Annotated in this window: 14 protein-coding genes; all 14 read right to left on the bottom strand. The window is 28.9% G+C overall.

All coding sequences use genetic code 11. The features are described from left to right. Position 1 precedes the first annotated feature (1 nt). Positions 2-697: an ABC transporter ATP-binding protein gene (locus tag DU473_RS00335; RefSeq protein ID WP_131163309.1), complete on the bottom strand. Its 696-nt coding sequence runs from the start codon at positions 695-697 to the stop codon at positions 2-4. After that, the gene (locus DU473_RS00330) at positions 684-1,454 is read right to left on the bottom strand and encodes an ABC transporter ATP-binding protein (RefSeq protein ID WP_131163308.1); all 771 of its coding nucleotides are present in this window, start codon (positions 1,452-1,454) and stop codon (positions 684-686) included. Before DU473_RS00330 ends, DU473_RS00335 begins: the two co-directional genes overlap by 14 nt. Beyond that, positions 1,451-2,491 (bottom strand): branched-chain amino acid ABC transporter permease, encoded by a 1,041-nt coding sequence (locus DU473_RS00325; protein WP_131163307.1) that lies wholly within the window; start codon positions 2,489-2,491, stop codon positions 1,451-1,453. The genes DU473_RS00330 and DU473_RS00325 overlap by 4 nt, the downstream gene beginning before the upstream one ends. A gap of 1 nt (position 2,492) precedes the next feature. Continuing rightward, the gene (locus DU473_RS00320) at positions 2,493-3,389 is read right to left on the bottom strand and encodes a branched-chain amino acid ABC transporter permease (RefSeq protein ID WP_131163306.1); all 897 of its coding nucleotides are present in this window, start codon (positions 3,387-3,389) and stop codon (positions 2,493-2,495) included. 7 nt (positions 3,390-3,396) lie between these two features. After that, positions 3,397-4,506: an ABC transporter substrate-binding protein gene (locus DU473_RS00315; protein ID WP_131163305.1), complete on the bottom strand. Its 1,110-nt coding sequence runs from the start codon at positions 4,504-4,506 to the stop codon at positions 3,397-3,399. 18 nt (positions 4,507-4,524) lie between these two features. After that, positions 4,525-5,640 carry an ABC transporter substrate-binding protein gene (locus tag DU473_RS00310; RefSeq protein ID WP_131163304.1) on the bottom strand — a complete coding sequence of 372 codons (1,116 nt, stop codon included), beginning with the start codon at positions 5,638-5,640 and terminating at the stop codon, positions 4,525-4,527. A gap of 19 nt (positions 5,641-5,659) precedes the next feature. Continuing rightward, positions 5,660-6,085, bottom strand: coding sequence for a c-type cytochrome (locus DU473_RS00305; RefSeq protein WP_131163303.1), 426 nt, complete (start codon positions 6,083-6,085; stop codon positions 5,660-5,662). A 12-nt stretch (positions 6,086-6,097) separates the two neighbouring features. After that, positions 6,098-6,286 carry a mini-MOMP protein gene (locus DU473_RS00300; RefSeq protein ID WP_131163302.1) on the bottom strand — a complete coding sequence of 63 codons (189 nt, stop codon included), beginning with the start codon at positions 6,284-6,286 and terminating at the stop codon, positions 6,098-6,100. Between the two features lie 53 nt (positions 6,287-6,339). Further along, positions 6,340-6,846, bottom strand: coding sequence for a YqhA family protein (locus DU473_RS00295; protein ID WP_131163301.1), 507 nt, complete (start codon positions 6,844-6,846; stop codon positions 6,340-6,342). Next, positions 6,846-7,892 (bottom strand): aspartate-semialdehyde dehydrogenase, encoded by a 1,047-nt coding sequence (locus tag DU473_RS00290; RefSeq protein WP_131186349.1) that lies wholly within the window; start codon positions 7,890-7,892, stop codon positions 6,846-6,848. The genes DU473_RS00295 and DU473_RS00290 overlap by 1 nt, the downstream gene beginning before the upstream one ends. A 3-nt stretch (positions 7,893-7,895) precedes the next feature. Continuing rightward, positions 7,896-9,197, bottom strand: a complete 1,302-nt coding sequence (locus DU473_RS00285) for a sigma-54-dependent transcriptional regulator (RefSeq protein WP_131163299.1) — start codon at positions 9,195-9,197, stop codon at positions 7,896-7,898. A 191-nt stretch (positions 9,198-9,388) separates the two neighbouring features. After that, a complete protein-coding gene (locus tag DU473_RS00280; protein WP_131163298.1) occupies positions 9,389-9,838 on the bottom strand; it encodes a hypothetical protein in 450 nt (149 codons plus the stop codon). Further along, complete coding sequence (flgP, locus tag DU473_RS00275; RefSeq protein WP_131166072.1) at positions 9,814-10,335, bottom strand: flagellar assembly lipoprotein FlgP; 522 nt, start codon at positions 10,333-10,335, stop codon at positions 9,814-9,816. Before flgP ends, DU473_RS00280 begins: the two co-directional genes overlap by 25 nt. 45 nt (positions 10,336-10,380) lie before the next feature. Continuing rightward, positions 10,381-12,945 (bottom strand): DNA gyrase subunit A, encoded by a 2,565-nt coding sequence (gene gyrA / locus DU473_RS00270; RefSeq protein WP_131166071.1) that lies wholly within the window; start codon positions 12,943-12,945, stop codon positions 10,381-10,383. Between the last annotated feature and the right edge of the window lie 20 nt (positions 12,946-12,965).

The following is a 12,965-nucleotide window of genomic DNA, read 5'->3' as shown; positions in this document are numbered from 1 at the left end:
CTTAGAGTCCCAAGTATTTCTTACGAATTTCATCATTTCCGATTAAATCCTTTGCAATTCCTTGCATAGCTATTTGTCCATTTTCTAAAACATAAGCATAATCACTAATTTTTAAAGCAGAATAAGCATTTTGTTCAACTAAAAGTATGGTAATTCCTTCTTGTTTTAAACGAATAATAATGTCAAACACTTCCGCTACTATTTTAGGAGCAAGACCCAAAGAAGGCTCGTCAAGCATTAAAAGTTTAGGTTCACTCATTAAAGCCCTTGAAATTGCTAACATTTGAGCTTCTCCTCCGCTTAAATTTCCAGCTAAAGTATTTTTTTTATTGGCAAGTCTTGGAAAAAGCTTATACATTTGTTCTCGTAAATGCTCATAATTTTCAGCATTGTTAAATGCCCCTATTTTTAAATTTTCTTCTACGCTAAGATTAATAAAAACTCTTCTGCCCTCTGGAACTAAAGCTATCCCTTTTTGAACTAGAGTATAAGTTAAATGTCTTGAAGTTTCATAACCTAAAAAATTCACCTCTCCTGTTTTTTTTACAGAATTAAGCAAAGCATTTAGAGTAGAAGTTTTACCAGCCCCATTAGATCCTATTAGAGAAACTATATGACCAGTTTCAACTTTAAAATCAATTCCTTTTACTGCTTCAATTAAACCATAATAAACATGTAAATCTTTAACTACTAGCATCAAAATCTCCTAAATAAGCCGCAATAACTTCTTTATGATTAACAGCATCATTTAGCTTTCCTTCAAAAATTGTCTTTCCATAATCAAGAACTAAAACTTTATCACAAAGTTTGTTAACAAATTTCATATCATGCTCTATTAATAAAATGCTTATTTTATAATCATTCCTGAGTTTAAAAATAACTTCAGCTAAATCATCGCTTTCTGAGCTATTCATTCCAGCAACAGGCTCATCAAGCAAAAGAAGTCTAGGTCCTGTTGCCATAGCTCTTGCAATTTCAACTTTTCTTTGTTGTCCATAGCTTAAATTTGTAGCTTTTTCTTCAGCTAATTTTTCAATTCCAAGTTCTTCTAAAATTTTATAAGCTTTATTTTTAAATTCTTTTTCTACTTTTTTAAACCTTCCAAGATGTAAAAAAGCCTCTAAAATGCTATATTTCATTTTATGATTAAAGCCTATTAAAACATTCTCAAGCACACTCATACTCGAAAAAAGTCTTATATTCTGAAAAGTTCTTGCAATCCCTAAATGTACTATTTTGTGAGGTTTTAATTTGTCAATTCTTTGTCCTTGAAAATATACTTCTCCACTTGTTGGTTTATAATTTCCAGTAATTATATTAAATAAAGTTGTTTTGCCAGCTCCATTGGGACCAATTAGTGCAAAAATTTCACCCTCTTTAAGTTTAAAAGAAGTTTCATTTATAGCTTGAACACCGCCAAAATTTTTAGAAATTTGTTTTAATTCTAAAATCACTTCTTTCTCCTTTTTAGATATTTTTTAAATGAAAATAAAATATCAATTAATTCTTTATTTCCCATAATACCTTTCCTAGCAAAAAGCATAACTAGAATCAAAATAAGAGAGAAAACAACCATTCTAAAACCTGGCATAGCTTCAATTTGATATCCAAAAATATTCATACTTTCATCTAAAAATCTAAGCCATTCACTTCCTCCAATAACCAAAATAGCACCTATTATAGCTCCTGTTGTAGATCCAAGACCCCCTAGTACTATAATGATTAAAAGTTGGAAAGTAAATAAAAAATCAAACTGATCTGGAGTTAAAGTTGTAAGCAAACAAACCAATAATCCGCCACCAACGCCTTCTAAAAATGCTGAAGTTCCAAAAGCTAAAGTTTTAATCCAAAAAGTATTAATTCCCATGGCGCTAGCTGCATCTTCATCATCTCTAATAGCTTTCATAGCTCTTCCGTATTTAGAATAAACTATATTTAAAATCAAAATAACTGAAATTATTGCAATAGATCCTGTCCAAAAGATATTTGAAAATTGCGGTATATCAACAAAACCACGCGATCCATTCGTTATCGAATAAAAATTTAATGCTAATAATTTAATAATAATACCAAAACCCAAAGTCACAATTGCCAAATAATCTCCCCTTACTCTAAAAACAGCAAAAGAAAGAATTAAAGATAATAAACAAGCGCAAATTCCAGAGAGTAATAAAGCAACAATAAAATAATTTGTATGCATCATTAAAATAAAAGAATTAGGACCATCAAGAAAAAATTGTTCATTTTTAGCTTCAGCGCTTAAAAGCATTAATGCGGTTACATAAGCACCTATTGCTACAAAACCATTGGGCTCAAGAGAAAATTGACCTGTTACACCGTTGATAAGATTGTAACTTACTGCAAAAATAATAAAAATAGCAATTTGATTAACAATATTCATGCCATAATCATTAAAAATTTGCGGAGATAAAAATACAAATAAAATTGAAATTATCAAAAATAATATATGTAAACTTTTAGTCTTACTCATATTAAAACCTACTTTTTTCAAAATTAATGCCCAAAATTCCTGTTGGCTTAAAAATTAATATAAAAACTAAAAAAATAAAAGCAAATGCATCTTTAAAACCGGAAAGATCTGGAAAAAAGGCTACAACTATTACTTCAGTAAGTCCTATGATAAGTCCTCCAAGTACAGCGCCAACAATCGAACCAATACCGCCTAATACAGCAGCTGCAAAAGCTTTAAGACCTATTAAAGTTCCCATGCTAGGTTCAATTGAATAGTATGTTGTAGCCCAAAATACTCCTCCAACAGCTGCCAAAGAAGAACCTAATGCAAAAACAATTGCAATAATACGATTTGCATTAATACCCATTAAATTTACAGTTTGAATATCAAAAGCTAAAGCTCTTATAGCAATGCCATACTTACTTTTATGCAAGATAAAAAGAAGTACAAGTAAGATGATGAAAGTTATTATAGGAACAAGTAAACTTCCAAAAGTAATACTAATATTAAAAAAAATGATATTTTCTTCAAAAATACTTGGAACTGGAAATGCCTTTGGGGTTGATGTAAAAAACATATTAAAAAGATTTTGTAAAAGAAAACTTATACCAATTGCTGTTATGAGTAATGAAATTTTTGGTGCGTTTCTTAAAGGTTTATAAGCTATTTTATCAGTTGCAATACCTACGCATGCAGCAAAAATCATTGCTAAAAATAAAGCTCCTAAAAAAGGGATTTGAAAATTTAACATGCCAAATAGTGCTATATATGCACCTACCATCATAATATCGCCATGAGCAAAATTAATAAGCCTTAAAACACCATAAACCATAGTATAACCTACTGCAATAAGTGCATACATACTTCCTAAACTTAAACCATTAATAAGCTGTTGTAAAAATAAAGTTAAATCCATAATATTCCTAAGGGTTAATAATATCTTTATAAACTTGTTTTTGATTTTTAATTTCTTTAATCACTACAGAACGAATTGCATTTCCACTTTCATCAATACTAATTATCCCACTAACACCCTGGAATTCTTTAGTTTGATGAATTTTATTATTAATACACTCTGTATTAAGATTATCAATACATTCATTCATAGCATTTACCATTACAAAATAAGCATCAGCGCCCATAGCCGAGAATGCTGGAACTTCTTTAGTTCCTTTTTCTTTTTCATAAGCTAATATAAATTTTTTTCCAAGTTCTGTTGTAGGATTATTAAAATCAAAACTATCGGTAAAAATATAACCATTACTTGCTTCTAAAGCTAAATCAATAAAAGTTTGATTTGCTACCCCATCTCCAGAACCCATTGGAGTATTAAGGTTTAAATTTCTAGCTTGTCTTGCAAATAAGGATGCTTCTGTATAATAAATAGGTAAAAATATAAATTCAGGATTAATACTTTTAATTTGAGTAATAATAGCTTTAAAGTCTTTATTTCCAGAATTAATTCTAATGATTCTTAAAATTTTACCATTATTTAAATTAAATTCTTTTTCAAAAGCTTTAGCAAGACCCAAAGAGTAATCATTGCTTTGATCAACTATAATTACAGCATTTTTATAACCTAAAGTATTATAAACGTATTTAGCCATAGATGAGCCCTGAAGATTATCACTAAAACAAACTCTACTTGAATATTTTTTCTTTTCTAGTAATCTATCTCCAGTAGCAGCAGGTGCAATAAGTGGAATTTTATTATCTTCAGCTATTTTCATGACTTGTAAAGTATTAGCTGTAACCATTTCTCCAATAAGTCCTAAAACTTTATCTTGCGAGATAAGACGATTGGTTCCACTTGAAGCTTCTATTTTATCTCCTTTTGTATCAATGATAATTAAATTTATTTTATCGCCATTTTTTAGTGTATTTTCTAAAGAATTAGCAAGTTTGATACCTTCTAGGGCGCTTTGTCCATAAGCAGCCGTTAAGCCACTTAATGGGAGGACAATTCCTAAGTTGATTTCTTTTGCATTTAAAGATAAAGTTAAAAAACTTATTAAAACTAAAATCTTTTTCATTATTTTACCTTTTGACATTTATGGGTTTATACTTGTTTTATAAACTTGTTTTTGATTTTTAATTTCTTTAATCACTACAGAACGAATTGCATTTCCACTTTCATCAATACTAATTATCCCACTAACACCCTGGAATTCTTTAGTTTGATGAATTTTATTATTAATACACTCTGTATTAAGATTATCAATACATTCATTCATAGCATTTACCATTACAAAATAAGCATCAGCGCCCATAGCCGAGAATGCTGGAACTTCTTTAGTTCCTTTTTCTTTTTCATAAGCTAATATAAATTTTTTTCCAAGTTCTGTTGTAGGATTATTAAAATCAAAACTATCGGTAAAAATTACTCCATCTACAGAATTTCCCCCGAGTTTTATAAAAGTTTGATTTGCTACCCCATCTCCAGCTGTTAAGATTTTATTAAATCCAATTTGCTTGGCCTGTCTTGCGATTAAAGCTGCTTCAGGGTGATAAATAGGCATATAAACAAAATCAGGATTTAAACTTTTTAATTGAGAAGCTATAGCCCTAAAATCCTTGTCTCCAGAATTGATAATTAGTTTTTTAATTACTTTTCCGCCATGCTCTTTAAAAGCTTTTTCAAAGGCTTTAGCAAGACCTAAAGAATAAATATTTCCTTGATCAATGATAATTACAACATTTTTCAAATTTAGCTCATTAGTAACATAAGAAGCAAATTTTTCTCCTTGAAAGCTATCTTTAAAACATACCCTACTTGCATATTGTTTTTTATTTAAAAGCTTATCTCCAGAAGCTACTGGTGCAATAATAGGAATTTTTTTATCTTCAGCAATTGAAATAGCCTGAATGGTATTTGGAGTTGTTGCTTCTCCAATTAGTCCTAAAACTTTATCTTGCGAGATAAGACGATTGAGCCCATTTGATGTTTCAAGTTTATCTCCTTTGGTATCGACAAGAATAATTTTTATTTCATCTCCATTTGAAAGTCTAGAATTTAATTTACTTGCTACTTCTATCCCAGATAAAATATCTTGTCCATAAGCAGCAACAGATCCTGTAAGAGGCAAAGCAACACCTAAGCGAATTTCTTTTGCATTGATACAAGTGTTAAAAAATAAAATAAATAATATAAAAATATTCTTTTTCATTAATTAATTTCCTTAAATACTATTTTATAAAAGTTCCGTGTTTAGTTTTTTTGGCAGGTTCCTCTTCTAGTAATTCTTTTTCTTGAAGCTTAAAAGCAAAATCTCCGCCTTTAAGATAAGCAATTATATTATCTATATCATCATGACTTAATTCTTTTGCATATAAAGCCATTTGAGTACTTTTTTTTGATGATTCAAGCGTATAAGCTATTAAAGAAGCCTTTATCTGCTCTGGAGTCATATCTTTTAACTTTTTAGAATTAGAAAAAATCTTTTCTCCTTGGTTACCGTGGCAAATATTGCATTTTTTTTGAAAATAAATTTCCTCTCCTTTTTCAGGATTATATTCTTTATTTGTGCTAAAAGTATAATCAAAAATAGACTTTAAGCTAATACCAAAAAGCAAACCTTTAAAAACCAATACTAGCAATATCAATCTAAGCATATTACAAAACCTTTATTTTATAGAAAATTCAATATTTGTTTTATTATGATATTTTTGCTGTTGTTGATCGAAACCTTTCATCTTATGATATTCATATCTATAACGCACCACTCCAGAAACATTGATATCTTTAAAAATTTCATCTAAAGGAGCACTAAAACAAAAAGATAATAAATTTATTAAGATAAATATTACTTTCATCAATATCACTTTAAAAATAAGTTTTGATTATAGCAAAAAAAAATAACCACTGATTAATGACCACCTTTATGTAAAAAATAAAGTCCGATACATAAAGCTAAAATAGAACCTGCAAGATAGCTCATATCAAGAGGAGAGCTAAATTTCATTTGCAATACTCTTTGAAAGAAATTTACCACTAAAACCATGATAATAACTTTAGCAAGTTTATCTTTAAGTTGATCCAAACTATGAACTTCTAAAACTCTACTTTGTTTTGTTTGCTTAAATTCTTCTATTTCACTTATAAAAAGTTCATATACTCCAAAGGAGAAAATAAATAAAACAAGTGCCATCAAATATAAGTCAACAGCTCCAATAATTAACCCTATAACATCATCATGTAAATCAATTTGAGAATTTGCAACAAAAAAATACTGGTATGTAAAAAGAATAACTTTTAAAATATCATAGCTTGCAATAATAAATAAAACAAAAGATCCAATTAACCCAAAAATAACGGGCAAAATTGTAACAACTCGACTTTTGACAAGCAAAGATTCAAAAAATTTTTCTAGCATTATACTCCTTTAAAATTCCATTTGGTTAATTCTAAATATTTTTGAGCAATTCTTACAGCATTTGTTGCTGCACCTACACGAATTTGATCTGCTACACACCAAAGATGTAAAATATTTTTATGATTAATATCTTCTCTAATACGTCCAACGTAAGTTTCATTAGTATCACTTGTAAAAAGCGGCATAGGATATTTTTTATTTTTTATATCATCAATTAAAACAACACTTGGGGCATTTTTTAAAATTTCTTTTGCTTTATTTGCACTAACTTCATTTTTAAAGTGTAACGTTAAAGATTCGCTATGACTTCTAAGAACTGGAACTCTAACGCAAGTGGCAGAAATATCGATTTTTTTATGTAGAATTTTTTGAGTTTCATTGATCATTTTTAATTCTTCTTTTGTATAGCCATTATCCACAAATTCATCGATTTGAGGTATCAAATTTAAGGCTAAAGTGTAAGGAAAAGTTTTGCTTTGAAATTCGTCTAATTTAAAAGCAAAAAAACTTTGCATTGCTTCAACTAACTCTTTCATTCCTTCTTTGCCTGCACCACTTGCGGCTTGATAAGTGCTTACATCGACTCTTTGCAAATCAAAGATATCATCTAAAGGCTTTAAAATATGCACCATTTGAATAGTAGAACAGTTTGGATTTGCTATAATCCCAGTTTTTTTATAAAGTTTTATATCTTCACTATTGCATTCAGGAACAACCAAGGGGATATCTTCATCCATTCTAAAATAACTTGTATTATCTATTACAAGGGCTTTGTTTTTTGCTGCTATTTTAGCATATTTTTTAGAAATTTCACCCCCTGCACTAAAAAAAGCTATATCAATTTTATTATTTTTAAAAACTTCTTCATTTAATTCTTGAACTTTATAATATTTCTGTCTAAATTCGACTTCATTTCCAACACTTTTAGCACTAGCTAAAGGCAATATGCTTTCTACTGGAAAATCTAGTTCATCTAAAACATTTAAAATTTCTTCTCCAACGGCACCTGTAGCACCAACTATAGCAATTCTTTGCTTTTTTAGCATTTTTTATCCTTTTTTTATATTATATTTTTGAATTTTTTCTTCTAAGATACAAATTTTCATTCCTAAAATATCAGCAGCTTCTTGTGCATTGAAATCAACACTCTGAAGAACTTCGCTAATTAAATCTTTTTCAAGGTTTTTAATTTCTTTTTTTACTTTTCTAGCCTCTAAAAAAAGATCTTGAGCTATTATTTCATCACCCTCACTTAAAATACAAGCTCTTTGAACAATAGAAATTAGCTCTCTAATATTTCCTGGATAATCATAATTAAGCAAAGCTTCTTTGGCTTCTTTGCAAAATTTTTTATTTTTAAAATCATATTCCTTGCAAGTATTTTCTAAAATTTTATTAGCAATATCAAGTATTTCTTCTTTTCTTTCTCTTAAAGGAGGAATATTAATAGGAATGGTATTTAAACGATAATATAAATCAGATCTAAATTCTTCTTTTTGAATTTTTTCTTCTAGATTGGCATTTGTTGCACAAATAATTCTAATATCAATTTTAATGCTTTTAGTAGATCCTAATCTTGTAATTTCTTTTTCTTGTAATGCTCTTAAAAGTTTTGCTTGAATTTCATAAGGCATTTCTCCAATTTCATCTAAAAAAAGTGTTCCACCATTAGCAGACTCAAAGAGTCCTATTTTAGATGCATTTGCATCAGTAAATGCTCCTTTTTCAAAACCAAATAGTTCGCTTTCTATTAAATTTGAAGGAATAGCAGCCATATTAATGGCTACAAAAGGCATATTAGCTCTTTTGCTATTTTTATGAATATATCTTGAAAATACTTCTTTTCCAACTCCACTTTCTCCAAAAAGCATGACAGAGGCATCTGTTTTAGCTGCCTTTAAGCTCAAATCTAAAACTTTCTCCAAATTTTTAGAAGTAGCAAAAAAATCCTTAGTGTCATTATTTAAATTTTCTTTTTTTCTTGGATTTTTTTTTGTTTTTTCTTGGATAACCTTAGCTCTTTTGATGGCTTGTATTAATGTTTCGACATCAAAAGGTTTAGTTAAAAAATCTTTCACTCCAAGCCTTACCGACTCAATAGCACGATTTAAGGTAGCATTACCCGTCATTATGATGAAATCATATTTATTTTGACAAGCTTTTATAAATTCAAGTCCGTCCATACCAGGCATATTAATATCTGTAATAATTAAATCTACATTGTCATCAAGTTTTTTTAGAGCTTCGGTAGCAGATTTATAAGATTTGATTGTAAATTCTTTATATTCAGCCAAAGCAATTTCAAGAGATTTTCGCATATTGATATCATCTTCGACTATAACTAAATTCATAATCAACCTTTATAAATTTTATTTTAGATATTAGCAAAATAGAACTTTAAAAAAGGTAAAATTAAGTTTTTATTAATTTTTTTAATTATTTTCTATATTTAAAACAATATTTTTAAATATAGAAAATATACTTTTTGCTAACTATTTTATATTTTAATTAAAGATTTAGAAAGTTTATCTGTTGATATGTTTTATTTTTTTCTAAGATAATAAATCAGTGCACTATTTGAACCAAAATCAACACTAAAGCGAAGTGGTAAAATTTTTATATAAATTTCATTTTGAGCTTTTAAAAGATTTGTTTGAGTAAAACTTTTTATTTGAATTTTAGCCCCTATAAAGCATTCACTTAATTCATTTTTATGAGAATTTAAAAAATCCAATTTAATTTTTTTTGGCATATCTTCATCGATTAGTCCTAAAGAATTTTTTGGAAATTTAATATAGTCTTTTTGAGTATAAGGAAGCTCGCACACAAAATCACTAAAAAAATTATCACTTTTTGTCATTGCCAAAGATATATTTTGACTTTGATGAAAAAGAACTAAATTTCTACTAGAAAGTTCAGCCCAAAATATAAATTCATCTTGGGCAAATAATCTTAAATTTAATAAAATTAATAAGCAAATAATTCTTTCCACTTGTCTGCGTCTATTTTAAGTTCTACATTAACTCGATAAAGTCCTTGATTAAAGCTCTCATCAATTACGCTTGCATTTTTTATAAGTCCATTAACTTGAGCAGTAATTGTTGAACTTCTCAACATAGCATCTTTTACTGTATCTTTACCATTTACTTTCACTCCATAAAGTTTGCTTGCAAGTTGTCTATAAGCATCTGTAATTGCAGCTCTTTTAGCAAGTGCTAAAGCTTGCGCTGATGATACAGTATTTAAAGGAGCTATTCCTTCTCCAACAGCTGTGAAACTAAGTTCTGTTTCGCTAACATCAGGTGCTAGCATTTTTTCTTCCTTGATGATATTTCTTACATCATCTTTATCTACTTTTTGAACAATAATATCTGGATTATTATTTGCAGCAGTGTTATTTGTTGCAGCTGTATTGTTCATTTTTGTTGTATTAGGAACGCATCCACCAAAAACCATTGCTATAACAAGCACAAAAAATAAATTTTTCATATATACACCTTCAATATATTGTAATTCTAAATTAAAAAGCAAAAACTATTCCAAAATTAAATTTATATCTTCTTCTTCACTTTCTTCTTTTGGACATTTTGCTATACTAACAACTTCATCATTTTCTACATTTACAACTATAACTCCACTTGTATTTCTTCCAGCCTTTCGTATGCTTTGCATATCTACGCGTATCATTTTTCCGCTACTTGTTAGAGCCATTAAATCCATGGTCTCATCTACAATTACAACGCTAATTAAGTCTTTTGTCTTATCTGTAAGTTTCATACAGATAACGCCTTTTCCACCTCTGCTTTGAAGTCTATATTCTCCAGCAGTAGTTCTTTTGCCTATACCTTTTGCACTTATACTTAAAATTTCTTGCTCATTATTTTCTATAACAACAGCTCCAACTAATTCGTCATTTTTTTCTTTAAATTTAATTGCGGTCACACCTCGACTTACGCGACCAATTTCTCTAACTTTAGCAAGAGGAAATTTAATACACATACCTTTTTTAGTCACAGCAAAAAGCATTTTTCCTTGGATATTATCACTTAATTCTGAATTCTCTTCTAAAGTGTTAATTTCTTCTTGTATAGCTTTTTCATCATTTTTATCAAGAATTTCATTTTCATCTCTTTGAACAATAATAGCAGTAACAAGTTCATCATCTTCATCAAGATTAATAGCTCTTACTCCAACGCTTCTAATATTTTGATATTCGCTTAGATTTGTTCTTTTTACTATACCATTTTTAGTAAAGAAACATAAAGATTTACTTTCATCAAAATCTGTAGTAGGAATAATAGCCATAATTTTTTCATTAGCTTGAAGATTGATAAGATTTACAACAGCCTTTCCTTTTGCTGTTCGACTTCCTTCAGGAATTTTATAAACTTTAAGCCAATAAAGTTGACCGCGATCAGTTACAAACATCAATGTATCGTGTGTATTTGCTGTAAAGAAATTTTCTATAAAATCATCATCATAAGTGGTAACTGCAAGTTTTCCTTTGCCGCCACGCTTTTGCTTTTCATATTGTTTACTTGGCACACGTTTAATGTAACCGCGATGAGTTATAGTTACAACCATATTTTCATTTGGTATTAAATCTTCAATATCAATATCATCATAATCATCTTCAATCTGAGTAATTCTTGGAACATCAAATTTGGATCTTATTTCTTTGAGTTCTTCTTTAATTAAATTTTCTAATAAAACTTCGCTTTTTAGAATTTTTTCTAATTTATCTATTTCCAAAATAAGCTCTTTTAACTCATTTTCAATTTTTTCTCTTTCAAGTCCTGTAAGGCGTCCAAGTTTCATATCTAAAATAGCACTTGCTTGAATTTCGCTTAAATTAAATCTAGCAATCAATTCCTCTTTAGCTTTTGCATTATCAGGGCTATTTTTAATCAACGCTATAATTTCATCAATATTATCTAATGCTATTTTTAAGCCTTCTAAGATATGCATTCTAGCTCTTGCTTTTTGAAGATCAAAAATTGTTCTTCTAATGATAATTGTTTTCCTATGTGTTAAAAATAAATTTAATAGGTCTATTAAAGAAAATATTTTTGGTTCTTTATTATGAATTGCTAACATAATTACACCAAAAGTACTTTCCATTGTTGTAGATTTAAAAAGGTTATTTAGAACAATCTCACTCATTGCTTCACGTTTAAGCTCTATAACAACACGTATCCCTTCTCTATCACTTTCATCTCTAACTTCTGAAATTCCTTCAATTTGTTTTTCTTTAACCAAGTCAGCAATTTGTTCTATAAGTCTTGCTTTATTTGTTTGATAAGGAAGTTCATCAATAACTATAATGTCTTTATTAACCTTTTTTTCTATATGCGTTTTAGCACGAATTTTAACACGACCCCTACCTGTTTTATAAGCCTCTATAATCCCCTTTTTTCCATAAATAATACCACCAGTTGGAAAATCAGGACCTTTGATAAATTGCATTAACTCTTCTAAACTTGCTTCTTTGTGATCAATTAAATACAAAATTGCATCTATTAACTCATTTAAACTATGCGGAGGAATATTTGTTGCCATACCCACTGCAATACCGCTTGATCCATTGAGTAATAAATTTGGAACCCTAGAAGGCAGTATATCTGGTTCATTAGTTGTTCCATCATAATTTGGAATAAAATCAACTGTATCTTTATCAATATCTTTTAAAAGCTCTTCTGCTAAAATTGTCATTTTAGCTTCAGTATAACGCATAGCAGCAGCACTATCTCCGTCAATAGAGCCAAAATTTCCTTGTCCATCTATGGTTGGATAACGCATAGAAAAATCTTGAGCCATTCTTACAAGAGCATCATAAACGGCACTATCTCCATGAGGATGATACTTACCGATTACATCCCCTACAATGCGTGCTGATTTTTTATGTTTGCTTTTGCTGCCCACACCAAGTTCATTCATTGCGTATAAAATTCTTCTATGAACAGGTTTTAAGCCATCTCTAGCATCAGGCAAAGCGCGACCTATAATAACACTCATAGAATAATCAAGATAGCTACTTTTGATAGAATTTTCTATATCAATAAGATCAATATCAGAATCTTTGTTAAAAATATTTTCCATAAAAATCCTTAAAGCCAAAA

It is taken from the genome of Campylobacter novaezeelandiae, assembly GCF_004323845.1.
Lineage (GTDB): Bacteria > Campylobacterota > Campylobacteria > Campylobacterales > Campylobacteraceae > Campylobacter_D > Campylobacter_D novaezeelandiae.
This window is presented reverse-complemented; position numbering and strand designations above follow the sequence as displayed.

What these genes read in the sequence shown, in the direction of transcription:
- DU473_RS00290 (WP_131186349.1), bottom strand. Translation starts at nt 7,892, where the DNA reads ATGCTAAAAAAGCAAAGAATTGCTATAGTTGGTGCTACAGGTGCCGTT.
- DU473_RS00320 (WP_131163306.1), bottom strand. Translation starts at nt 3,389, where the DNA reads ATGGATTTAACTTTATTTTTACAACAGCTTATTAATGGTTTAAGTTTA.
- DU473_RS00310 (WP_131163304.1), bottom strand. Translation starts at nt 5,640, where the DNA reads ATGAAAAAGAATATTTTTATATTATTTATTTTATTTTTTAACACTTGT.
- flgP (WP_131166072.1), bottom strand. Translation starts at nt 10,335, where the DNA reads ATGAAAAATTTATTTTTTGTGCTTGTTATAGCAATGGTTTTTGGTGGA.
- gyrA (WP_131166071.1), bottom strand. Translation starts at nt 12,945, where the DNA reads ATGGAAAATATTTTTAACAAAGATTCTGATATTGATCTTATTGATATA.
- DU473_RS00285 (WP_131163299.1), bottom strand. Translation starts at nt 9,197, where the DNA reads ATGAATTTAGTTATAGTCGAAGATGATATCAATATGCGAAAATCTCTT.
- DU473_RS00325 (WP_131163307.1), bottom strand. Translation starts at nt 2,491, where the DNA reads ATGAGTAAGACTAAAAGTTTACATATATTATTTTTGATAATTTCAATT.
- DU473_RS00295 (WP_131163301.1), bottom strand. Translation starts at nt 6,846, where the DNA reads ATGCTAGAAAAATTTTTTGAATCTTTGCTTGTCAAAAGTCGAGTTGTT.
- DU473_RS00305 (WP_131163303.1), bottom strand. Translation starts at nt 6,085, where the DNA reads ATGCTTAGATTGATATTGCTAGTATTGGTTTTTAAAGGTTTGCTTTTT.
- DU473_RS00300 (WP_131163302.1), bottom strand. Translation starts at nt 6,286, where the DNA reads ATGAAAGTAATATTTATCTTAATAAATTTATTATCTTTTTGTTTTAGT.
- DU473_RS00315 (WP_131163305.1), bottom strand. Translation starts at nt 4,506, where the DNA reads ATGAAAAAGATTTTAGTTTTAATAAGTTTTTTAACTTTATCTTTAAAT.
- DU473_RS00335 (WP_131163309.1), bottom strand. Translation starts at nt 697, where the DNA reads ATGCTAGTAGTTAAAGATTTACATGTTTATTATGGTTTAATTGAAGCA.